This is a genomic window from Kocuria kalidii, assembly GCF_044462225.1.
Lineage (GTDB): Bacteria > Actinomycetota > Actinomycetes > Actinomycetales > Micrococcaceae > Kocuria > Kocuria kalidii.
The window spans coordinates 1-23160 of the sequence record NZ_JBISWJ010000026.1 but is presented as its reverse complement, the minus strand read 5'-3'; the positions used below and the strand labels follow the sequence as shown (position 1 = coordinate 23160).

General features: G+C 69.3%; 9 protein-coding genes and 2 rRNA genes. 10 read left to right on the top strand and 1 reads right to left on the bottom strand.

What is annotated here, in order from left to right:
* The 5 genes from ispD to glgX form a co-directional block, all read left to right on the top strand.
* On the top strand, positions 1-789 hold a 789-nt coding region (gene ispD, locus ACH9D3_RS04370), incomplete at its 5' end, for a 2-C-methyl-D-erythritol 4-phosphate cytidylyltransferase (protein ID WP_396410005.1).
* Positions 790-793: 4 nt separating this feature from the next.
* Positions 794-1285 (top strand): 2-C-methyl-D-erythritol 2,4-cyclodiphosphate synthase, encoded by a 492-nt coding sequence (ispF, locus tag ACH9D3_RS04365; RefSeq protein ID WP_396410004.1) that lies wholly within the window; start codon positions 794-796, stop codon positions 1283-1285.
* 35 nt (positions 1286-1320) lie between these two features.
* Positions 1321-2751, top strand: a complete 1431-nt coding sequence (gene cysS, locus ACH9D3_RS04360) for a cysteine--tRNA ligase (protein WP_396399482.1) — start codon at positions 1321-1323, stop codon at positions 2749-2751.
* Between the two features lie 42 nt (positions 2752-2793).
* On the top strand, positions 2794-3768 hold the full coding sequence (gene rlmB, locus ACH9D3_RS04355) for a 23S rRNA (guanosine(2251)-2'-O)-methyltransferase RlmB (protein ID WP_396399481.1): 975 nt from the start codon (positions 2794-2796) through the stop codon (positions 3766-3768).
* A complete protein-coding gene (gene glgX, locus ACH9D3_RS04350) occupies positions 3755-5974 on the top strand; it encodes a glycogen debranching protein GlgX (protein WP_396410003.1) in 2220 nt (739 codons plus the stop codon). The genes rlmB and glgX overlap by 14 nt, the downstream gene beginning before the upstream one ends.
* Before the next feature lie 84 nt (positions 5975-6058).
* Here the strand turns inward: glgX and glgP are convergent, their stop codons facing one another.
* Positions 6059-8656: an alpha-glucan family phosphorylase gene (gene glgP / locus ACH9D3_RS04345; RefSeq protein ID WP_396410002.1), complete on the bottom strand. Its 2598-nt coding sequence runs from the start codon at positions 8654-8656 to the stop codon at positions 6059-6061.
* Between the two features lie 170 nt (positions 8657-8826).
* On the opposite strand from glgP, the gene ACH9D3_RS04340 reads away from it, so the two are divergent.
* The 5 genes from ACH9D3_RS04340 to ACH9D3_RS04320 all read left to right on the top strand — a co-directional run bounded on the left by ACH9D3_RS04340 (position 8827) and on the right by ACH9D3_RS04320 (position 23024).
* The gene (locus ACH9D3_RS04340) at positions 8827-11277 is read left to right on the top strand and encodes a maltotransferase domain-containing protein (protein ID WP_396410001.1); all 2451 of its coding nucleotides are present in this window, start codon (positions 8827-8829) and stop codon (positions 11275-11277) included.
* A 108-nt stretch (positions 11278-11385) separates the two neighbouring features.
* Positions 11386-13155 carry a maltose alpha-D-glucosyltransferase gene (gene treS / locus ACH9D3_RS04335; protein ID WP_396399477.1) on the top strand — a complete coding sequence of 590 codons (1770 nt, stop codon included), beginning with the start codon at positions 11386-11388 and terminating at the stop codon, positions 13153-13155.
* Between the two features lie 54 nt (positions 13156-13209).
* Positions 13210-17142, top strand: a complete 3933-nt coding sequence (gene glgB, locus ACH9D3_RS04330) for a 1,4-alpha-glucan branching protein GlgB (RefSeq protein WP_396410000.1) — start codon at positions 13210-13212, stop codon at positions 17140-17142.
* Positions 17143-17696: 554 nt separating this feature from the next.
* Positions 17697-19222: ribosomal RNA gene (locus ACH9D3_RS04325) — 16S ribosomal RNA — on the top strand.
* A gap of 668 nt (positions 19223-19890) precedes the next feature.
* A 23S ribosomal RNA gene (locus ACH9D3_RS04320) occupies positions 19891-23024 on the top strand.
* The 16S and 23S rRNA genes sit together here, the layout of an rRNA operon.
* Positions 23025-23160 lie beyond the last annotated feature (136 nt).

The following is a 23160-nucleotide window of genomic DNA, read 5'->3' as shown; positions in this document are numbered from 1 at the left end:
CCCTCCCCGGAGGGCGGGTTCGCCGTCGTCGTCGTGGCGGCGGGCTCCGGCACGCGGCTCGGGCACGGCATCCCCAAGGCCCTGGTGCCCCTCCGGGGCAGGTCCCTGCTGGAGCACGCGCTGCGGGGCGTCCGGGACGCCGGACTGGGCGGACCCGTGCTGGTGACCGTCCCCGCCGGGGACGTCGAGCTGTCCGCGTCCGCCAGGGCCCACGGCGCACGGCCCGTGACCGGCGGCGCCTCCCGGGCCGAGTCCGTCCGGGCGGCACTGACCGAGCTCGACCGGACCGACCCGGCCTGTTCGGCGGTGCTCGTCCACGACGCCGCCCGCTGCCTCACCCCGCCCGGTGTCTTCCGGGCCGTCGCGGACCGGCTGCGCGCCGGCGAGCGCGCAGTGGTCCCCGTGCTGCCCGTGGCGGACACCGTGCGCCGGGTCGACGACGCCGGCCGGTCCCTCGGCACCGTGGACCGCACGGCGCTGCGGGCGGTGCAGACCCCGCAGGGCTTCGACCTCGCCCTGCTGCGGACCGTGAACCGTGCCGCCGCCGAGGCCGGGACGGACCCCGGGACCGTGACCGACGACGCCTCGCTCGTGGAGGCGCACGCACCGGGGACCACGGTGCTGACCGTGCCCGGCCACGAGCACGCCTTCAAGATCACCCGCCCCCTCGACCTGGTGCTGGCCGAGGCCGTGCTGCGCGGGCGGGCGCCCGGCACGGCGGGAACGGTGCCCGTCACCGCGACCGCTCCGGCCGGCACGCCGACCGACCCCGCACCCGAGGAGCGCTGACCCCGTGATCCTGCCCCGCACCGGCATCGCCGTGGACGTCCACGCCTTCGGGCCCGAGGGCACCCCGCTGTGGGTCGCCGGCCTCGAGTGGCCGGGGGAGCGGGGGCTCGCGGGGCACTCGGACGGGGACGTCGTCGCCCACGCCGCGGCCGACGCCCTCTTCTCGGCCTCGGGCACGGGGGACCTGGGCGCCAACTTCGGCGTGGACCGCCCCGAGCTGGCGGGCGCCCCCGGGGTCCGGATCCTCGCCGAGGCGGCCCGGATCGTGCGGGAGGCCGGCTTCGAGATCGGCAACGTCGCGGTCCAGCTGATCGGCAACCGGCCGCGGTTCGCGCCGCGCCGCGCCGAGGCCGAGGCCGTGCTCACCGCCGCGGCCGGCGCGCCCGTCACGGTCAGCGCCACCACCTCGGACGGGCTCGGTCTCACGGGCCGCGGGGAGGGCCTCGCGGCCGTGGCCACCGCCCTCGTCGTCGCCGCGGAGCCGGGCGGGGCCTGACCGGCGCGCCACGGCCCGCCCTTATGATGGGCCGTGTGACTCTGCGCTTCTACGACACCGCCACCGCGACCGTGCGGGACTTCGAGCCCGTCCATCCCGGCGAGGCCCGTCTGTACTACTGCGGCGCCACCGTCCAGGGAATGCCGCACATCGGGCACGTCCGCTCGGCCCTGGTATTCGACCAGCTCGCCCGGTGGCTGGCGCACCGCGGCCACCGGGTGACCACCGTGCGCAACGTCACCGACATCGACGACAAGATCCTCGCCAACGCCGCGGCCTCCTTCGCCCCCGACTACGACGGCGACCACCCCCGCGAGCCGTGGTGGGCGCTCGCCTACCGGTTCGAGCAGGCGTTCAACGCCGCCTACGACGCCATCGGCATCGACCGGCCCAGCTACGAGCCGCGCGCCACGGGCCACGTCCCGGAGATGCACGCCCTGATCCGCACCCTGGTCGACGCCGGGCACGCCTACCCGGCGCCGGACGGCTCCGGTGACGTCTACTTCGACGTCCGCTCCTGGGAGCGCTACGGCGAGCTCACCCACCAGTCGGTGGAGGACATGCAGGACGCCCCGGACGCGGACCCCCGCGGCAAGCGCGACCCGCGCGACTTCGCCCTGTGGAAGGGCCACAAGGCGGACGAGCCCGAGACCGCCCGGTGGGACTCGCCGTGGGGGCCCGGCCGGCCCGGCTGGCACCTCGAGTGCTCCGCCATGGCCGCGAAGTACCTCGGCGACGCCTTCGACATCCACGGCGGCGGCCTGGACCTGCGCTTCCCGCACCACGAGAACGAGCTCGCCCAGTCGACCGCCGCCGGTCAGCGGTTCGCGACCCTCTGGCTGCACAACGGCCTGGTCACCTACGCCGGCGAGAAGATGTCCAAGTCGATCGGCAACACGGTCTCCCCGGCGGACATGCTCGCCGAGGCGCGGCCGCTCGCGGTGCGCTACTACCTCGGGCAGGCCCACTACCGGTCCGTGCTGGACTACCGGCCCACCTCCCTCGCCGAGGCCACGGCCGCGGTGGAACGGGTGGAGTCCTTCCTGCGCGCGGCGCGGGACGCCGGCGCCGACCTCGCGCGGACCCCCGCGGACGTGCCGCCGGGCTTCGGCGCCGCCATGGACGACGACCTCAACGTGCCCCAGGCCCTCGCCGTCCTGCACGAGACCGTCCGCGCCGGCAACTCCGCGCTCGCGGACGGGCAGGACGCGGCCGTCCCCGCCCGCGCGGTGCGCGCCATGACCGACGTCCTCGGCCTGACCGGGCTCATGGACCTCGGTGACGCCGCCGGGAACGCGGCCGAGCACGCCGCCCTCGACACCCTCGTGCGCTCGCTGCTCGAGCAGCGCGAGCAGGCCCGTGCCGCCAGGGACTGGGCCCGGGCCGACGCCATCCGCGACGAGCTCGCCGCGGCCGGCGTCGCGGTCCGCGACGCGGCCGACGGATCCACCTGGTCCGTGGCCTGACCCCCAGGCCGCCCCACCATCTCCGACCGAACAGAGGAACCCATGCCAGCCCCCAAGCGCCCCGGCGCGATCCGCAAGAACAAGAAGGGCCCGCTGGTCGGCACCGGCGGCCACGGCCGCAAGGCCCTCGAGGGCCGCGGCCCCACCCCCAAGGCCGAGGACCGTCCGTACCACAAGGCGCACAAGATGAAGAAGGCCGCGGAGCGCCGGCAGAGCCCGGGCGGCCGCACCCCCAGCCGGTCCCGCGGCAGGGTCCAGGAGGACCTCGTCACCGGGCGGAACTCGGTGGTCGAGGCGCTGCGCGCGGACGTCCCCGCCAAGGCCCTGTACGCGGCCAGCAAGATCGACGTGGACGACCGCGTGCGCGAGATCCTGCAGCTGTGCGCCGAGCGGGGGATCACGATCCTGGAGGCCTCGAAGGGCGAGCTCGACCGGCTCACCAGCGACGCCGTGCACCAGGGCGTGGCCCTGCAGGTGCCGGCCTACGAGTACCAGGACGCCGTCGAGGCCGCCCGGCAGTTCATGACCCAGTGGGAGAAGCGGCACGTCCGCCGCCCCCCGCTCATGGTCGCCCTCGACGGGATCACCGACCCCCGCAACCTCGGCGCCATCATCCGCAGCGTCTCCGCGTTCTCCGGCAGCGCCGTGATCGTGCCCGAACGCCGCTCCGTGGGCGTCACGGCCTCCGCCTGGAAGACCAGCGCCGGTGCCGCGGCCCGCGTGCCCGTGACGAAGGCGGCCAACCTCAACCGCACGCTCGAGGAGCTCAAGGCCATGGGCTACTTCGTGGTCGGCCTCGACGGCGGCGGCGACGTCGAGCTGCCCGGCCTCGAGCTGGCCACCGAGCCCCTCGTCGTCGTGGTCGGCTCGGAGGGCAAGGGCCTGTCCCGGCTGGTCACCGAGAACTGCGACCAGATCGTCTCCATCCCCATCGACTCGACGATGGAGTCGCTCAACGCCTCGATGGCCGTGGGCATCACCCTGTACGAGGTGTCGCGACGTCGTGCTGGTTCCTGAGCCCCGGCGGCAGGACACCGGTCGGCCGTACCTCTCCGTCCCCTACCCCCTGGGGGTCCATCCCTCGCACGAGCGGGACGGCAGCGCCAACGTGGCCGTCTACGCGCCCGGGATCCCCGACCTCGACATCGTCTTCCGGCTGCCCGGCGGGCGCTGGCAGCGGCGGCGGCTCACGGGCCGCACCGGCGGGGTGCACCACGGGACGATCCCGCCGGCCGAGCAGCAGCGGTTCTCGGAGACGGGCTTCGACCACCTGCGGCACCGGGACGAGACGCCGGCCCTGCCCGTCGGCACGGAGTACGGCTTCCTCGCCGCCGACCCGACGGCGGACGGCCGCGACCGCGCGCCGGACCCGTCCGCCCAGCAGATCCTGCTCGACCCCTACGGCAAGGGGCTGCGGCGCGTCGCCCCGCCGGCCGGGATCGCCGATCCCGGCCCCGACGCCTACGGCGGACGGTACGTCTCCGTGGTCGTCCAGCAGGACTTCGACTGGGACGAGGACCGCAGACCCGCGACCCCGTGGCGGGACACCGTCGTCTACGAGGCGCACGTCAAGGGTCTGACCGCCCTGCACCCGGACGTCCCGGAGCACCTCCGGGGCACCTACGCGGGACTCGCGCACCCCGTGATGACCGAGTACCTCACGTCCCTGGGCGTCACGGCCGTCGAGCTCCTGCCCGTGCACGCCCACCTGGACGAGCCCCACCTCACGGCACTCGGGCTCAGCAACTACTGGGGGTACAACACGCTGGGCTTCTTCGCCCCGCACGCCGGCTACGCCACCGAGGCCGCCCGTGCCCGAGGGCCGCAGGGCGTGCTCGACGAGTTCAAGGCCATGGTGCGGGACCTGCACCGCGCGGGCCTCGAGGTCTATCTCGACGTCGTCTACAACCACACGGCCGAGGCCGGCCAGGAGGAACCCGCCTACTGCTGGCGGGGACTCGGGGACGAGGCCTACTACCGCCACGGCGACAACGGCCGCTACGTGGACGTCACCGGGTGCGGCAACTCCGTGAACTTCGGCAACCCCCGGGTCGTGCAGATGGCGCTCGACTCCCTGCGCTACTGGGTGGAGCAGTGCCACGTGGACGGCTTCCGCTTCGACCTGGCTCCCGAGCTGGCGCGGGACGAGCGCCACCGCTTCACCCGCAACCACCCGTTCCTCGTGGCCGTCGGCGCGGACCCCGCCCTGTTCGGCACGAAGCTCGTCGCCGAGCCCTGGGACGTGGGCATGGGCGGGTGGCAGACCGGTCACTTCCCCGAGGGGTGGGCCGACTGGAACGACCGCTTCCGGGACACCGTGCGCGACTTCTGGCTCACGGGCCCGCGCAGCATGAGCCTCGGCGGGGACGGCGGCAACGCCGCGCGGCTCGCGGGGGCGCTCGCGGGCTCGGCGGACATGTTCGCCGGGTCCGGGCGCAGCGCGCTGGCGTCCCTGAACTTCGTGACCGCCCACGACGGCTTCACCCTCGCGGACCTCGTCTCCTACGACAACAAGCACAACCAGGACAACCTCGAGAAGAACCGGGACGGGACCAACGACAACCACTCGTGGAACCACGGGGTGGAGGGCCCGGCGCGGGACGTCCGGATCCGGGCCGACCGCGCGCAGACGGCGCGCAACGTCATGGCCACCCTGCTCTTCTCCCAGGGCGTGCCCATGATCACGGCGGGCGACGAGTTCGGCCGCTCCCAGCGGGGCAACAACAACGCCTACTGCCAGGACAACGAGCTGTCCTGGGTGGACTGGCGGCACACCCCGGCGGACCGGGCCATGCTCGCGGCGACGCGCTCCCTGGTGGCCGTGCGCGGGGAGTTCCTGGCCGGGCAGCCGTCCCACTTCCCGACCCGTCCGGACGAGGTGATGATGCACTGGTTCGGCCCGGACGGAGCCGCCATGACCGCCACGGACTGGCAGACCCCGGGGGCCCGGACCATCCAGGTGCTCATCGGGTCGCGCGGCGGCCGGGTGGCGGGGCTCATGGTGGTCAACGGCGCGAGCGCCGACATGGCGATCACCTTCCCGGACCTGCAGGACCTGCTGCGGCCGGAGCAGGAGGGGCACCCCCTGGGACAGGCGGACGGGGTCTACTCCCTGGTGCACAGCACGGCCTCGGTCCTGCACGGGCGCTACGGGACGCAGCACCGCGCGGGTCAGGCGCAGGGAGTTCCCGCCTGCTCGGTGACCCTCTTCCGCGTGCTCTGAGCCGCGGCCGCCCACGGCGGGAGGGCCCGCGCCCGTCGCCGGGTGCGGGCCCTCCTGTGCTCCGGGTTTCCCGGCAGCCGGGGTTCAGGCGTTGGTCACCAGCCCGAGCTCGGCCTTGTCGGCGAGCTCCGGGTGGGCCGGGAGCACCCGGACGGTGTAGCCGAACGGACCCGAGCGGTCCACGGTGATCGTCCCGCGGAACTTGTGCCGGCCCCCGCCCAGGTCGCCGACGGGGCGCAGCCCCGCGTACTTGCGCTCGTGGATGTGGTCCGTCTCCGAGACCCGGCCGTACCCCACCTCCGCCCGCACGTCGTCCGGGTCCAGCGAGCCGAGGGAGACGTAGGCGCACACCGTCAGCTCGTCGCCGATCTGCGGCTCCTGGGCCACGCCCTCGGTGTCGACGTGCTCGACCGAGACCTCGCGCCACGCCCGGCGCACGCGCCCGACCCACCGGGACGTCGCCCGGGCAGCGGAGTGCCCGTCCAGGGCGGCCCGGCGGCCGGAGACGGCGGCCGGGACGTAGAGCTGCCGCACGTAGTCCTCGAGCATGCGCTTGGCGGAGACCCGCGGGCCCAGGGTCGCCAGGGTGTGCCTGACCATGGCGAGCCACTGGTGCGGCACGCCGTCGGTGCTCGGGTCCGAGCCGTCCGCGGTCCGGCCGTAGAACCGCGGGGCCACGTGGTTCTCGATGAGCTCGTAGAGGGCCGCGGCCTCGATGTCGTCGCGCTCGTCCGGGTGCGCGCCCTCGTCGGCGGTCGGGATGGCCCAGCCGTTCTGGCCGTCGTACATCTCGTCCCACCAGCCGTCGAGCACCGACAGGTTCAGCCCGCCGTTGAGGGCGGCCTTCATCCCGGACGTGCCGCACGCCTCCAGCGGGCGCAGCGGGTTGTTCAGCCACACGTCGCAGCCCGGGAAGAGGGTCCGGGCCATCGCGATGTCGTAGTTGGGGAGGAAGACGATCCGGTGGCGCACCTCGGGGTCGTCCGTGAAGCGCACGAGGTCCTGGATCAGCCGCTTGCCGTGCTCGTCGGCCGGGTGGGACTTCCCGGCGACCACGAGCTGCACGGGGTGCTCCGGGTCCAGCAGGATCCTCTTCAGCCGCTGCGGGTCGCGCAGCATGAGCGTGAGCCGCTTGTAGGTGGGCACCCGCCGGGCGAAGCCGATCGTGAGCACGTCCGGGTCGAGGACCGAGTCGGTCCAGCCCAGCTCCGCGTCCGCGAGGCCGCGCTTCTTCCACGAGGCCCGCAGCCGGGCCCGGACGTCCTCCACCAGGCGGAGGCGCAGCTCCCGGCGGGCGGCCCAGAGCTCGACGTCGTCGACGTCGTAGATGCGCCGCCACCGCGCGGCCCGGTTCAGGTCCGTGCCCATGGGGTCGAGAGCCAGCTGCGCCATGTGCGGATCGATCCACGTCATCACGTGCACGCCGTTGGTGATCGAGCCGATCGGCACCTCGTCCACGTCGAAGCCCGGCCACAGCCCCTGGAACATCCCCCGGGAGACCACGCCGTGCAGCTTGGCCACCCCGTTGGCGCGCTGGGCCAGGCGCAGCCCCATGACCGCCATGTTGAACTTGGAGCGGTCGCCGCCGTCGTAGTCCTCCGCACCCAGGGACAGGATGGCTGCTGTGGGGACGGACGGGGCGAGACCCGCGTCGACGAAGTGCTGGATCTGGGCCTGCTCGAACCGGTCGATGCCCGCGGGCACCGGGGTGTGGGTCGTGAACACGGTGGCCGAGCGCACCGCGGTCAGGGCCTCGTCCCAGCTCATCGGCTCGGTCCCGTCCGCGGGGGCCATGAGCTCCGCGATGCGCTCGACGCCCAGGAACCCGGCGTGCCCCTCGTTGCAGTGGAAGACCTCCGGGGCGGGGGTCCCGGTCAGCCGGCAGAAGGCACGCAATGCCCGGATCCCGCCCATGCCGAGGAGCAGTTCCTGCTGGAGCCGGTGGTCGCCGCCGCCGCCGTAGAGACGGTCCGTGACGCTGCGGGCGTGGTCGTCGTTGTCCGGGATGTCGGAGTCGAGCAGCAGCAGCGGGACGCGGCCCACGTCGGCCCGCCACACGTGGGCGGACAGGGAGCGGCCGTTGGGCAGGGGCAGGGTGATCCGGACCGGTGTCCCGTCCTCCTCCCGCAGCAGGGTGAGCGGCATGCCGTCCGGGTCGAGCACGGGGTAGGACTCCTGCTGCCACGCGTCGCGGGACAGGGACTGCTTGAAGTAGCCGTGCTGGTAGAACAGGCCGACGCCCACCACCGGCACGCCGAGGTCGGAGGCGCTCTTGAGGTGGTCGCCCGCGAGGATCCCGAGGCCCCCGGAGTACTGGGGGAGCACGGAGGTGACACCGTACTCGGCGGAGAAGTACGCGATGGTCCGCGGGGCGTCCTCCGTCTGAGTCTTCTGGTACCACAGCTCGTCGGTGAGGTAGCGCTCGAGGTCGGCGTCGAGCTCCTCGATCCGGCGCACCGTGGCCGGATCCTCGGCGATCTGCTGGATCTCCTCGCGGGTGAGGGAGCCGAGCAGCTTGACGGGGTCCCCGTGGACCGTCTCCCAGGCCTGCGGGTTCAGGTCGGCGAACAGCTGTTCGGTGGGCCGGTGCCAGGACCAGCGAAGGTTCCTCGCGAGTCGGCTCAGAGGGGCGATGGACTCCGGCAGCACGGTGCGCACGGTGAATCTACGGATTGCCTTCACGCCGTCAGACTACCGGTGCCCCGGTCCCGGACGGGGGTGCCGCCGCACATCCGTTCCCCGGCGTGCCGGACCGTCCCGCCGCGCCGTCCCACCGGGGCGGGGACACCCGCGCGGGGACGCAGTCCGACGCTTCGACAGCGGGCTTAACGATCGCCGGGTTTGTCGCTAACGTGGTCCAGGTGAGCCAAGCCAACACGCCGCCCCCGACCGACCCGGCCTCGAGCCCGGCCGGCGCGCCCGCCCCCGACCCCTCGACGACGCCCGCCGCACCCGGCGCCGACACCGGTGCCGCCGCGGCCCCGGCCGAGCAGCCCGCGAAGAAGGCACCGGCCCGACGGAGGGCGTCGACCGCCGGGAAGGCCCCGGACGCCCAGGCCCCGGCGGCCGACGAGCCCGCGGTCCCAGCCGCGCAGGCCGCGCCCCGCGCCCGGAAGGCGTCGACCGCGAAGTCCTCCGCAGCGAAGTCTCCTGCAGCGAAAACCCCGGCAGCGAAGACCGCCGCCAGGACCCCGGGCACGAGGGCGGCCGCGGCCAAGAAGGCCACCACGCCGCGGAAGGCGACGACGACGCGCCGGAAGACCGCCGGCTCGGCGTTCTCCCGCGACGAGCTGGTCTACGGCCGGATCCCGGTCGTGGGGGTCAGCCCCGTGGTCGAGGACGGTCGCTTCCCGGCCAAGGCCGTGCCGGGAGAGTCGATCCGGGTGGGCGCCACCGTGTTCCGCGAGGGCCACGACGCCCTCGGCGTGACCGCGGTGCTGTACGACCCGCAGGGCACCGAGACCGAGCGCGTGCCGATGCTCCTCACCACCCCCGGCACCGACCGCTACGAGGCGTGGCTGACGCCGACCGCCGAGGGCGCCTGGACCTTCGCCGTGGAGGGCTGGGGCGACCTGTTCGAGACCTGGCGGCACGCCGCCGAGATCAAGGTGGGCGTGGGCCAGGACGTCGACCTCATGATGGCCGAGGGCATCGTGCTCTTCGACCGCGCCGCCGCGGAGACGGGCCGCCCGGACTCCGACGCCGAGCTGTTCCGCTCCGTCTCGCGCACCCTCGGCAACGACGAGCTGCCCGCCGAGCACCGGCTCGAGGCGGCGACCTCCGTCGAGGTCCTGGCGGTGGTCGCGGACCGCCCCGTGCGCGACCTCGTCACGCAGAGCCGCCGCTACCCGCTGAAGGTCGAGCGCACCGCCGCCGGCCGCGGCTCCTGGTACGAGTTCTTCCCGCGCTCGGAGGGCGCCGTCCTCGACGCCGAGTCGGGCTCGTGGACCTCCGGCACCTTCCGGACCGCCGCGGAGCGCCTCGACGCCGTCGCCGGCATGGGCTTCGACGTCGTCTACCTCCCGCCGATCCACCCGATCGGTCGGACGCACCGCAAGGGCCCCAACAACACCCTCGTGGCCGGTCCGCAGGACCCCGGCTCACCGTGGGCGATCGGCGCCCCCGAGGGCGGGCACGACGCGATCCACCCCGACCTCGGCTCGTTCGAGGACTTCGACGCCTTCGTCGCGCGGGCCGGGGACCTGGGTCTCGAGGTGGCCCTGGACCTCGCCCTGCAGGCCTCGCCGGACCACCCGTGGGTCGGTGAGCACCCCGAGTGGTTCACGACCCGCGCCGACGGTTCCATCGCCTACGCGGAGAACCCGCCGAAGAAGTACCAGGACATCTACCCGATCAACTTCGACAACGACCCCGAGGGCCTGTCCCTCGAGGTGCTGCGGATCGTGGAGCTGTGGATCTCCCACGGGGTCAAGATCTTCCGGGTGGACAACCCGCACACCAAGCCCCTGTGGTTCTGGGAGTGGCTGATCGGCACCGTGAACGCCCGGCACCCCGAGGTCGTGTTCCTGGCCGAGGCGTTCACGCGTCCCGCCATGATGCAGGGCCTCGCCCGGGTCGGCTTCCAGCAGTCCTACTCGTACTTCACCTGGCGCAACACCAAGAAGGAGATCGAGGAGTACCTCCAGGAGGTCAGCCACGAGACCTCGGCGGTGTACCGGCCGAACTTCTTCGTCAACACCCCGGACATCCTCACCGAGTATCTCCAGTTCGGCGGTCCCGCGGCGTTCAGGATCCGCGCCGTGCTGGCCGCCACCGGCTCCCCCCTGTGGGGCGTCTACGCCGGCTACGAGCTGTTCGAGCACGTGGCCCGCGCGGGCGCCGAGGAGTACGTGGACAACGAGAAGTTCCAGTACCGGCCCCGGGACTTCGCCGGTGCCGAGGAGCGCGGTGCGTCCCTGGCCCCGTACCTCACACGGCTCAACGAGATCCGCCGCCGGCACGCCTCGCTGCACGACCTGCAGAACCTGACGGTGCAGTCCACGACCGACGACGCCCTGGTCGCGTACACGAAGACGAAGACCGTGCGGCACGGGAGCTCGAGCTACAAGGACACGGTCATCGTGGTCGTCAACGTGGACCCGCACGCGGTCCGCGAGGGCACCGTGTGGCTGGACCTGGAGTCCCTGAACCTCGACGACGCGGACTTCAACGAGGACGGCAGCTTCTGGGTGGACGACCTGCTCAGCGGGAACTCCTGGAAGTGGGGCACGCACAACTACGTGCGCCTCGACCCGCACCACGACCCCGCGCACGTCCTGCACATCCGCCGCAACGTCAAGTAGGGGCTTCCCCGGACCCCGCCGGGGCCTCCCCGGGCGCGCCGCCCGGGGAGGCCCCTCCCGAAGCACCGATGGCCTCCGACCCACCTGTCCGAAAGGCGGCACCCCCGCATGAGTCTCTCGCCGTTCTCGCTCAACGCCCCCGGCATCTCCCACGACCCCGACTGGTTCCGCAAAGCGGTGTTCTACGAGGTGCTCGTCCGGGCGTTCTCCGACGCCAACGGTGACGGCTCCGGCGACTTCTCCGGTCTGATCGACAAGCTCGACTACCTGCAGTGGCTGGGCATCGACTGCCTGTGGCTCCCGCCCTTCTTCGAGTCCCCGCTGCGCGACGGCGGCTACGACATCTCGGACTACTACTCCGTCCTGGACGAGTTCGGCACCATCAGCGACTTCAAGCGGCTCGTGGCCGAGGCGCACGCCCGGGGCCTGCGCGTCGTCATCGACCTCCCGCTCAACCACACGAGCGACCAGCACCCGTGGTTCCAGGCCTCCCGCGAGGACCCCGAGGGGCCCTACGGCGACTTCTACGTCTGGTCCGACACGGACGAGCTGTACCAGGACGCCCGGATCATCTTCGTGGACACCGAGGAGTCGAACTGGACCTTCGACCCGATCCGCCGCCAGTTCTTCTGGCACCGGTTCTTCTCCCACCAGCCGGACCTCAACTTCGAGAACCCCGCCGTGGTGGAGGCCGTGCACGACGTGGTGAAGTTCTGGCTCGACATGGGCATCGACGGCTTCCGGGCCGACGCGATCCCGTACCTGATCGAGGAGGAGGGGACCAACTGCGAGAACCTCCCCGGCACCCACGACTTCCTCGTCGACCTGCGCCGCATGATCGACGAGAACTATCCGGGGCGCGTGGTGATCGCCGAGGCGAACCAGATGCCGCACGAGGTGGTGGAGTACTTCGGCACCGAGGAGCACCCCGAGTGCCACATGTGCTTCCACTTCCCGATCATGCCGCGGATCTTCTACGCGCTGCGGGACCAGAAGGCCGCCCCGATCGTGGAGACGATGCACGAGACGCCGGACATCCCGCGCGGGACGCAGTGGGGCACGTTCCTGCGCAACCACGACGAGCTGACCCTCGAGATGGTGACCACCGAGGAGCGCCAGGCGATGCTGGGCTGGTACGCCCCCGACTCCCGGATGCGCGCCAACGTGGGCATCCGCCGCCGGCTGGCCCCCCTGCTGGACAACTCGCGGGCCGAGGTCGAGCTGATCCACGCCCTGCTCCTGTCCCTGCCCGGCAGCCCGTTCCTGTACTACGGGGACGAGATCGGCATGGGCGACAACATCTGGCTCGACGACCGCGACGCGTCCCGCACCCCGATGCAGTGGACCCCGGACCGCAACGCCGGGTTCTCCAAGGCCGACCCCGGCAAGCTGTACCTGCCGGTCGTGCAGTCGCTGGTCTACCACTACAACCAGGTCAACGTGGAGGCGCAGCTCGCGTCGTCGTCGTCCCTGCTGCACTGGATGCGCCAGATGCTCGCCGTGCGCAAGGCGCACCCGGCGTTCGGCCTCGGCTCCTACGTCAACGTGGAGACGGACCACGACTCCGTGCTGGCGTTCCTGCGCGTGCTGCCCGACGAGGAGGCCGACGACGGGCGCGGCGAGACGGTGCTGTGCCTGTTCAACCTCGCCCACACCCCCGCGTGCGCCCGCATCCGGCTGCCGCAGTTCGCGGGCCGCGGGCTGCGCGAGCTCTTCGGCGGCGACCTGTTCGGCGAGGTGGACGAGGCGGGGGAGTACCGGATCACCCTCGGCAGCCAGGACTTCTTCTGGCTGCGCCTGCGGGCCGCGCCCCACGACGACGGCACGCACCCCCACACCACGGCCATGCCGATCATCACGCCCGCCAAGACATCCTGAGCGCGTCCGCGCGTCCGGCCACTCCCACGCACGCCCCGTAAAGGACCTGATCCCATGACCGACCAGCACCCCGACGACCTCCTGGACCTGCTGCGCCGGTGGCTGCCCCGGCAGCGGTGGTTCCCCTTCGCGGACGGCGGTGCGGGCGTGGACCTGCGGGTCGCCGCCCAGCTGGCCCTGCCGGAGCAGGACGGGGCCGGGGCGCGGCTGCTCCTGGTGGAGGCGTCCGAGGGGGCGCGCACCGAGCTCCTCCAGGTGCCGCTGACCTTCCGGACCGAGCCCCTCGAGGGCGCCCAGCGCTTCCTCGTCGGGGAGCTGGAGCCGGTCGAGGAGCCCGGGTCGGACGCGGCCCGGGCGCAGGGCGCCGCGCCGCGCCGGGCAGGACGCTCCCTCCGGGACCGGGCGGCCCGGGCCGGCCGGGCCGTGGCCCACCGCACGGGCCTGCCGCTGCCCGGGGCGGAGGACGCCGTGGCCGGTCCCTGGGTCTACGACGGGGTCGGGGACCCCGTGTTCGTCGGCCCCGCGCTCACCCTGATGCAGAAGGAGGAGACCGTGCACGGCGGTCCCCTCGGCCTGACGGTCACCGGCGGGCACGGCGACGCGCTGCACGTCCCGTACGCGGTCACGACGCGCGAGCAGGTCCGCGTGATCTCGAGCGAGCAGTCGAACTCCTCGGTGATCGTCGTCCCGCCCGCCGGCCGGTCCAGCGGCGACGCCGTGATCGTGAAGTTCTTCCGGGTGGTGGGGGAGGGCGACAACCCGGACGTCGAGGTGGGCCGCGAGCTGACCTCGCTCGGGTGCCCCGCGGTGCCTGCGATCTTCGGGTGGCTCGACGCCCGCTGGCGCGCCGGGCTCACGGCGGCGCAGGGCCAGCTGGCCGTGGCCACCGAGTTCCTCTCCGGCTCCGCGGACGCGTGGGGGCGGGCCGTCGAGGCCGCGGAGCAGGGCGCGGACTTCTCCGAGGAGGCCCGGGAGCTGGGCCGCACCACCGCGCGCGTGCACCGCGACCTGGGCCGCGCCTTCGGTGCGGACGCGCCCGACGACGCCGCCCGCGCCCGTCTCCTGAACGACCTCGGCGGGCGGCTCCGCTGGGCCCGCACCGAGACCGGTTCCCTCTTCTCGGAGCACGCGGCCGTTCTCGACGAACTGATCACGTCCCTCGGCGACGTGCCGGAGCTGCCGCCGCTGCAGCGCATCCACGGCGACTACCACCTGGGCCAGGTCCTGCAGACCGAGGACGGGCAGTTCAAGGTCCTGGACTTCGAGGGCGAGCCCCTGCGCGCCATCGAGGAGCGGACCCGGCCGGACGTCGCCCTGCGCGACGTGGTCGGGATGCTGCGGTCCTTCGACTACGCGGCCGCCTTCGGCGCCCGGGCCGGAGCGGGAGACGCGGAGGAGTGGGGCCGGCGCGCCGGCGACGCGTTCCTCGAGGGCTACGAGCAGGGCGCCGGGCATGCGGTGGACCGCGGGTCCGCCCTCTTCACGGCGCTGTGGCTGGACAAGGCCCTCTACGAGGTCGTCTACGAGCAGCGCAACCGCCCCGACTGGGTGGACGTCCCCGCCACGGCCGTGCGCCGTTCACTCGACGGCCTCCGGTCGCGTAGCGTGAGCCCTGAAACAGCCGGTGCGGATCCCGCTCCCGGCACCGACCACGACGACGACAGCTCCCGCTCCGCGCAGCGCACCGCGGCGGCGGCGGGAACGGAAATCGAGGACGAAGTGACCGCCAGCTCCCCGCAGGACCGATCCGACCCCGGACAGACCTCCCGCGCCGTTCCGGCCGGCCACGACGTGGCGCCCGCAGGCCCCGTGCCCGTGGCCGAGCACGTGCTGGCCGCGGTGTCCGAGGGCCGCCACCACGACCCGCACGGCGTCCTGGGCGCCCACCTCAATCCGGACGGCACCGTCACGGTGCGCTCGCTGCGCCGGTTCGCGACCGCGGTGGCCGTCGTCACGCAGGACGGCACCTTCGAGCTCGAGCACGAGTGGGGCGGCATCTTCACGGGCACGGTCCCCGCCCACGAACCGGGCCGGATCCCGGACTACCGGCTGGACGTGACCTACCGGGAGCTGGAGCCGCAGCGCATGGACGACCCGTACCGCTTCGGGCCGACGCTCGGGGAGCTGGACCTGCACCTCATCGGTGAGGGGCGCCACGAGACGCTGTGGACCGTCCTGGGCGCCCACGTGCGCCGCTACCCCTCGGTGCTGGGCGACATCACCGGCGTGGCGTTCGCCGTGTGGGCGCCCAACGCCCAGGCGGTGCGGGTCATCGGCGACTTCAACGGCTGGGACGGCAGCGAGCACGCGATGCGCTCCCTCGGCTCCTCGGGCGTGTGGGAGATCTTCGTCCCCGGGCTGGGCTCGGGCGCCACCTACAAGTTCCGCATCCTCGGCCGGGACGGCGGCTGGCGCGAGAAGGCGGACCCCATGGCCTTCGGCACCGAGGTGCCGCCGTCCACCGCGTCCCGCGTCTTCGAGTCCGACTACGAGTTCCAGGACGACGCCTGGATGGCCCGCCGCGCGGCCACCGACCCGCACAACGCGCCCATGAGCGTCTACGAGCTGCACATCGGCTCGTGGCGCCTGGGCCTCGGCTACAAGGACCTCGCGAAGGAGCTCGTCGAGTACCTCACCTGGCAGGGCTTCACGCACGTGGAGTTCATGCCCGTGGCGGAGCACCCGTTCGGCGGCTCCTGGGGCTACCAGGTGACGTCCTACTACGCGCCGTCGTCGCGCTTCGGCAGCCCGGACGAGTTCCGCTACCTCGTGGACAAGCTGCACCAGGCCGGCATCGGCGTCCTCGTGGACTGGGTCCCCGGCCACTTCCCGAAGGACGAGTGGGCCCTGGCGAACTTCGACGGCGAGCCCCTGTACGAGCACGCCGACCCCCGCCGGGGCGAGCACAAGGAGTGGGGGACGCTGATCCCCGACTACGGCCGCAACGAGGTCCGGAACTTCCTGGTGGCCAACGCCTCCTACTGGCTCGAGGAGTTCCACGTGGACGGCCTGCGCGTGGACGCGGTCGCGTCCATGCTCTACCTCGACTACTCGCGCGAGGAGGGGGAGTGGGCGCCCAACGTCCACGGCGGCCGCGAGAACCTCGAGGCCATCGCGTTCCTCAAGGAGGCCAACGCCACCGCGTACAAGCGCACACCGGGGATCGTCATGATCGCCGAGGAGTCGACGTCCTACCCGGGCGTGACGCGTCCGACCGACGCCGACGGGCTGGGCTTCGGACTCAAGTGGAACATGGGGTGGATGAACGACACCCTCGAGTACATGGCGGAGGACCCGGTCAACCGCTACTACCACCACAACGAGCTCACGTTCTCCCTCGTCTACGCGTTCTCGGAGAACTTCCTGCTGCCGATCTCCCACGACGAGGTGGTCTACGGCAAGGGGTCCCTCCTGCGCAAGATGCCGGGCGACCGGTGGCAGCAGCTCGCCAACGTGCGCGCCTACCTCGCCTTCATGTGGGCCCACCCCGGCAAGCAGCTGATCTTCATGGGCACCGAGTACGCCCAGGAGTCCGAGTGGTCCCAGGAGCACGGCCTGGACTGGTGGCTCTCCGAGACCCCGCCGCACAAGGGCGTCCAGGAGCTGGTGCGCACCCTCAACGGGATCTACCGCGAGACGCCGGCGCTGTACGAGCGGGACAACAACCCCGCCGGATTCGAGTGGATCGACGCGGCCGACGCCGGGCGCAACACCCTCTCCTTCACCCGCTGGGACGAGCAGGGCAACCCGCTCGTGTGCGTGGCGAACTTCGCCGGCAACCCGCACGAGAACTTCCGTCTGGGCCTGCCGTGGGCCGGGGAGTGGATCGAGACGCTCAACACGGACTCCGAGCACTTCGGCGGTTCCGGGGTGGGCAACCTGGGCAAGGTCAGCGCCACCGAGGGTGCCCACAACGGGAACCCGGCATCGGCCGTGCTGACCGTGCCGCCGCTGGCGGTCCTGTACCTCAAGCCGGCCGAGCACTGATCCGGTTCCGGTCCGTCCCGGGGGGACGGACCGGAGGCACGGGAAGGGCCCGGATCCTCGGATCCGGGCCCTTCCGCCGTCCGCGGCACGCCGGCCTGGGCGCCGCGAGGCCCGGTGCGGAGGCCGGGTTGCACGGGTCGGCGAAAGGGGGTAACTTCTTCCAAGTCGTCGCGGCGAGGAGCTCCTCCGGGAGATCCGGCGGGCGGCATCCCACCCAGAGCGGTCCGGACCGAGCAGCCAGCGTGCTGCACGGGATCGGCGACGTGTTAGGGTGGGAGATTGTGAGCTTCGCCGGAAGGCGGCACCGTCACGATCGGGTAACCAAGCGTTCACCTGAGATTGACCGGCGCCGACCGGAAGGGCTAAGGTTACAGAGCACTCCGGGAGCAAGGTGTCAAGTGGGACACGCTGATCGGTCTGTTGTTTGAGAACTCAATAGTGTGCCATGTTTGTTGATACCGAAAGTTTTTTTCGGTTGATTGGTTGTCGCCGTTCCGCCTCCGTGGGGTGGTGGCAGCATTTTCAGCCGGGTTCGAAATGTTTTCGTTGTTTTTTTGACGGAGAGTTTGATCCTGGCTCAGGACGAACGCTGGCGGCGTGCTTAACACATGCAAGTCGAACGATGATGCCCAGCTTGCTGGGTGGATTAGTGGCGAACGGGTGAGTAATACGTGAGTAACCTGCCCTTGACTCTGGGATAAGCCTGGGAAACCGGGTCTAATACTGGATACTACTGCGCATCGCATGGTGTGTGGTGGAAAGGGTTTTACTGGTTTTGGATGGGCTCACGGCCTATCAGCTTGTTGGTGGGGTAATGGCTCACCAAGGCGACGACGGGTAGCCGGCCTGAGAGGGTGACCGGCCACACTGGGACTGAGACACGGCCCAGACTCCTACGGGAGGCAGCAGTGGGGAATATTGCACAATGGGCGGAAGCCTGATGCAGCGACGCCGCGTGAGGGATGACGGCCTTCGGGTTGTAAACCTCTTTCAGTAGGGAAGAAGCGAGAGTGACGGTACCTGCAGAAGAAGCGCCGGCTAACTACGTGCCAGCAGCCGCGGTAATACGTAGGGCGCAAGCGTTGTCCGGAATTATTGGGCGTAAAGAGCTCGTAGGCGGTTTGTCGCGTCTGCTGTGAAAGCCCGGGGCTCAACCCCGGGTCTGCAGTGGGTACGGGCAGACTAGAGTGCAGTAGGGGAGACTGGAATTCCTGGTGTAGCGGTGAAATGCGCAGATATCAGGAGGAACACCGATGGCGAAGGCAGGTCTCTGGGCTGTTACTGACGCTGAGGAGCGAAAGCATGGGGAGCGAACAGGATTAGATACCCTGGTAGTCCATGCCGTAAACGTTGGGCACTAGGTGTGGGGGACATTCCACGTTTTCCGCGCCGTAGCTAACGCATTAAGTGCCCCGCCTGGGGAGTACGGCCGCAAGGCTAAAACTCAAAGGAATTGACGGGGGCCCGCACAAGCGGCGGAGCATGCGGATTAATTCGATGCAACGCGAAGAACCTTACCAAGGCTTGACATTCACCGGACCGCCCCAGAGATGGGGTTTCCCTTCGGGGCTGGTGGACAGGTGGTGCATGGTTGTCGTCAGCTCGTGTCGTGAGATGTTGGGTTAAGTCCCGCAACGAGCGCAACCCTCGTTCTATGTTGCCAGCACGTGATGGTGGGGACTCATAGGAGACTGCCGGGGTCAACTCGGAGGAAGGTGGGGATGACGTCAAATCATCATGCCCCTTATGTCTTGGGCTTCACGCATGCTACAATGGCCGGTACAAAGGGTTGCGATACTGTGAGGTGGAGCTAATCCCAAAAAGCCGGTCTCAGTTCGGATTGAGGTCTGCAACTCGACCTCATGAAGTCGGAGTCGCTAGTAATCGCAGATCAGCAACGCTGCGGTGAATACGTTCCCGGGCCTTGTACACACCGCCCGTCAAGTCACGAAAGTTGGTAACACCCGAAGCCGGTGGCCTAACCCCTTGTGGGAGGGAGCCGTCGAAGGTGGGACTGGCGATTGGGACTAAGTCGTAACAAGGTAGCCGTACCGGAAGGTGCGGCTGGATCACCTCCTTTCTAAGGAGCCGTTGGCCGCCGTGTGGTGGCCGCCCCTGCCGCAGTGCCCGTTCGTGGTGCTGGTGGGGTGAGCTCATGGGTGGAATATCAACGAGCAAGTGGCCGCGTTCCTGCTGGTCTCCCTGTTGTTTGGGGGGGTCGGTGGTGTGCCGGCCGGGTGGGTCCTAGTACCTGCTGCTGTGTTCTCGTGCTCCCGGGTTGTTCCGGGGGTGCGTGGGTGTGGTGGTGGTGGAAGGGGTGCTCCCGGTGGGTGGGCGTGGTCCATGGCGCACTGTTGGGTCCTGAGACAACAGGCCCCGTGGTTCCTCGTGCGGTGCCGGTGGGTTTTCCCTGCTGGTGGGTGCGGGGTGCGGGGGTGTTGGATCTGGGTTCCCGGTGTCCTGCCGGTGGGGGTGGTCCTGAACGGGGCCGCGACCACCAGTGTGTGGGATGTGCGGGTTGTTGTTTGAGAACTGTATAGTGGACGCGAGCATCTTAAGAACGGGTGCTGCAGTCGCGCGCTGGTCGTGGTCGTCCTGGACGGGGGTTTGTGCCCTGGTGCGGGGTGGTGCGGCCGGTGGTGTGGTTGTGGTGCCGTGTTCGTGATTGATCGCCGATCGTCGCCGCTGCCGGGCGTCCTCTTCGGAGGGGGTGTGGTGGTGGTGGTATCGGTGTGTTCTGTGATCATGTGGCAAGTTTTTAAGGGCGCACGGTGGATGCCTTGGCATCAGGAGCCGATGAAGGACGCGGTAATCTGCGATAAGCCTCGGGGAGCTGATAAACGAGCTGTGATCCGAGGGTCTCCGAATGGGGAAACCCCGCCGCGTGTTATGCGTGGTGACCCGCACCTGAATTCATAGGGTGTGTGGAGGGAACGTGGGGAAGTGAAACATCTCAGTACCCACAGGAAGAGAAAACAACAGTGATTCCGTCAGTAGTGGCGAGCGAACGCGGAAGAGGCCAAACCGATGGTGTGTGATACCCGGCAGGGGTTGCATCATCGGGGTCGTGGGGCGTGTCGTCCCGGGTCTGCCGGCCCGGGCGTGTGAGTGCAGGACGATAGTCGAACCGGTGTGAGTGCCGGACCGGAGAGGGTGGGAGTCCCGTAGACGAAATCGTTGCTGCCGCACGGTGCACGTACCCAAGTAGCACGGGGCCCGAGAAATCCCGTGTGAATCTGCCAGGACCACCTGGTAAGCCTAAATACTACCTGATGACCGATAGCGGACCAGTACCGTGAGGGAAAGGTGAAAAGTACCCCGGGAGGGGAGTGAAATAGTACCTGAAACCGTGTGCCTACAAACCGTCGGAGCCTGTGAGGGTGACGGCGTGCCTTTTGAAGAATGAGCCTGCGAGTTAGTGTTACGTCGCGAGGTTAACCCGTGAGGGGTATCCGTAGCGAAAGCGAGTCTGAATAGGGCGAGTGAGTGGCGTGATCTAGACCCGAAGCGAAGTGATCTACCCATGGCCAGGTTGAAGCGCGTGTAAGAGCGCGTGGAGGACCGAACCCACTTCAGTTGAAAATGGAGGGGATGAGCTGTGGGTAGGGGTGAAAGGCCAATCAAACTTCGTGATAGCTGGTTCTCCCCGAAATGCATTTAGGTGCAGCGTTACGTGTTTCTTGCCGGAGGTAGAGCTACTGGATGGCCGATGGGCCCTACAAGGTTACTGACGTCAGCCAAACTCCGAATGCCGGTAAGTGAGAGCGTAGCAGTGAGACTGTGGGGGATAAGCTTCATAGTCGAGAGGGAAACAGCCCAGACCACCAACTAAGGCCCCTAAGCGTGTGCTAAGTGGGAAAGGATGTGGAGTTGCTCAGACAACCAGGAGGTTGGCTTAGAAGCAGCCATCCTTGAAAGAGTGCGTAATAGCTCACTGGTCAAGTGATTCCGCGCCGACAATGTAGCGGGGCTCAAGTACACCGCCGAAGTTGTGGCATTGCACCAATGATACCCAACCGGGTCCTTGATGGTCCTGGTTCAGGTGGTGCGATGGGTAGGGGAGCGTCGTGTGGGCAGTGAAGCTGCGGGGTGACCCAGTGGTGGAGCCCACACGAGTGAGAATGCAGGCATGAGTAGCGAATGACGGGTGAGAAACCCGTCCGCCGGATGATCAAGGGTTCCAGGGTCAAGCTAATCTGCCCTGGGTCAGTCGGGACCTAAGGCGAGGCCGACAGGCGTAGTCGATGGACAACGGGTTGATATTCCCGTACCGGCGAAGAACCGCCCATACCGAACCGGGGACACTAACCACCCGAACCGTATCCTGATGCCGGCCTTTGGCCGGTGGACGGTGCGGGGAGCGTGGGACCTGAACCGGGGAGGTAAGCGTATTAACAGGTGTGACGCAGGAAGGTAGCCGAGCCGGGCGATGGTAGACCCGGTCTAAGCGTGTAGGGCGATCCGTTGGCAAATCCGCGGATCATGTGCCTGAGACGTGACGGGACCCCCATTCGTGGGGGGATTCGGTGATCCTATGCTGCCGAGAAAAGCATCGACGCGAGGTTCCAGCCGCCCGTACCCCAAACCGACACAGGTGATCAGGTAGAGAATACTAAGGCGATCGAGAGAATCATGGTTAAGGAACTCGGCAAAATGCCCCCGTAACTTCGGGAGAAGGGGGGCCCGGACCGTGGACACCACTAGCTGGTGCGAGCGGGCAAGGGCCGCAGAGACCAGGGGGAAGCGACTGTTTATCAAAAACACAGGTCCGTGCGAAGTCGCAAGACGATGTATACGGACTGACTCCTGCCCGGTGCTGGAAGGTTAAGAGGACCTGTTAGCCTCACGGCGAAGCGGAGAATTTAAGCCCCAGTAAACGGCGGTGGTAACTATAACCATCCTAAGGTAGCGAAATTCCTTGTCGGGTAAGTTCCGACCTGCACGAATGGAGTAACGACTTCCCCGCTGTCTCAACCATGAACTCGGCGAAATTGCAGTACGAGTAAAGATGCTCGTTACGCGCAGCAGGACGGAAAGACCCCGAGACCTTTACTATAGTTTGGTATTGGTGTTCGGTGTGGCTTGTGTAGGATAGGTGGGAGACGTTGAAGCGGGCACGCCAGTGCACGTGGAGTCATCGTTGAAATACCACTCTGGTCACTCTGGACATCTAACTTCGGCCCGTGATCCGGGTCAGGGACAGTGCCTGATGGGTAGTTTAACTGGGGCGGTTGCCTCCTAAAGAGTAACGGAGGCGCCCAAAGGTTCCCTCAGCCTGGTTGGCAATCAGGTGTCGAGTGTAAGTGCACAAGGGAGCTTGACTGTGAGAGCGACAGCTCGAGCAGGGACGAAAGTCGGGACTAGTGATCCGGCGGTACATTGTGGAATGGCCGTCGCTCAACGGATAAAAGGTACCTCGGGGATAACAGGCTGATCTTGCCCAAGAGTCCATATCGACGGCATGGTTTGGCACCTCGATGTCGGCTCGTCGCATCCTGGGGCTGGAGTTGGTCCCAAGGGTTGGGCTGTTCGCCCATTAAAGCGGTACGCGAGCTGGGTTCAGAACGTCGTGAGACAGTTCGGTCCCTATCCGCTGCGCGCGCAGGAAATTTGAGAAGACCTGTCCTTAGTACGAGAGGACCGGGACGGACGAACCTCTGGTATGGCAGTTGTACCGCCAGGTGCACCGCTGCTTCGCTACGTTCGGAAGAGATAACCGCTGAAAGCATCTAAGCGGGAAGCTCGCTTCGAGATGAGATTTCCATGCACCAACAGGTGTGAGAGGCCCCCAGCTAGACCACTGGGTTGATAGGCCGGAGGTGGAAGCACGAACCAACGACGTGTGCAGCCGACCGGTACTAATACGCCGACAACTTACACCACACCCCACCCCGAACCACCCACGGTGAGTAATCACCGGCGGTGACACCGGGTGGGAACACCACAGAACACCGCGTCCACTATACGGCTCCCGACCAACAACCCGTTGGCCAGGAACACCGCCCCCCGACGGGGCGG

Bases quoted from the DNA above. Each gene is read 5' to 3' on its own strand.
- rlmB (WP_396399481.1), top strand. From the start codon at position 2,794: ATGCCAGCCCCCAAGCGCCCCGGCGCGATCCGCAAGAACAAGAAGGGC.
- glgB (WP_396410000.1), top strand. From the start codon at position 13,210: ATGACCGACCAGCACCCCGACGACCTCCTGGACCTGCTGCGCCGGTGG.
- treS (WP_396399477.1), top strand. From the start codon at position 11,386: ATGAGTCTCTCGCCGTTCTCGCTCAACGCCCCCGGCATCTCCCACGAC.